1 protein-coding gene is annotated in these 1091 nt (G+C 63.9%); it reads right to left on the bottom strand.

All coding sequences use genetic code 11. The features are described 5' to 3' along the window. Positions 1 to 1091: DUF3418 domain-containing protein (locus tag D8U18_RS03380; RefSeq protein ID WP_131107022.1), on the bottom strand; the 1091-nt coding region annotated here is incomplete at both ends.

Below are 1091 nucleotides of genomic sequence, written 5' to 3'. Positions count from 1 at the left end.
GCGTGTTTGTTGGCGCGGGTCTGGTATTGCGTCCACAGGCCGGACAATTCGCCACTCCAGACCCGGTCCCGTTGCACCTGGGCGCCGATTTTTTCGAAGCGCTGCTCGATCGCCTTGAGATAGCGCGGCAACTCTTTGAGCCATGGCATCGGTGTTTCGCGGACAAAGCCCGGATACACCAGATGACTCAACTGTTGCTTGATGTCGTTCAGGGCCACGGCCTGTGCCAGGTCGATCTTGCCCTTGAAGCGTTTTTGCAGGCCATGCCAGAGTTTGAGGATTTCCAGCGTCAGCTTCGCCACCCGCTCGGCATGCTCGGTCCAGGCGCCACGCTTGCGCTCGGCCAGCGACGCCAACCCCGCGCCGTCACGGGGCAACGGGTCTTCGCCCTCGAGAATGCAGCTGTCGAGGCTGGCCAGCAGAATGTCTTCCACCAGTGCGTCGACGCGGCCCATGTCGCGGTACAGCAGGCCCAGTTCAGTCAGGCCCGGCAACTTGCCGCGCAGGAACTTCGCCGGTTCGGCCAATTGCTGCAGCAACAACCGCTGCAGTGCGCGACGATGCTGGAACTCGGCTTCGGCCGGGGTCGAGAACCGCCCTTCCTTGACCGTGCCCGCCTCTTCCACCAGCGCCGGGTAGACCGTCATCGACAGCCCGGCGATCTTCTGCTGGGTTTTTTCGGCCACCGCGGCAAACACTTTCGGTTCCACCGGCTGCTGGCTCTTCGCGGTTTGCGGCACCGCCAACGCAGCCTGGCTCGCTTCGGCGAAACGCGCCGTCAGTTCAGCCAGATCGCGACCTTCGCCGAGGAACTTGCCCTGGCCGTCGACGATTTCCAGGTTCATCCGCAGATGGCTTTCGACCTGCTGCGCCGCCTCGCTCCAGGCTTCATCACTGACGCGGGCGCCGGTCATGCGCAGCAGCTCGCGCCCCAATGCCTGCGGCAATGAGCCCTCGGCAAACGTCATGCGCTGCAAGGCTGCCTTGACGAAGTCCGGCACCGGCACGAAATTCTTGCGCAAGGCCTTGGGCAGGTTGCGCACCAGGGCAATGCACTTGGCTTCGATCAGCCCCGGCACCAGCCATTCCAG

The sequence above is a fragment of the Pseudomonas sp. Sample_10 genome, assembly GCF_004321495.1.
Classification (GTDB): Bacteria; Pseudomonadota; Gammaproteobacteria; order Pseudomonadales; family Pseudomonadaceae; genus Aquipseudomonas.
The sequence above is the reverse complement of the archived record's forward strand: the minus strand, read 5'-3'. Positions and strand labels throughout refer to the sequence as shown.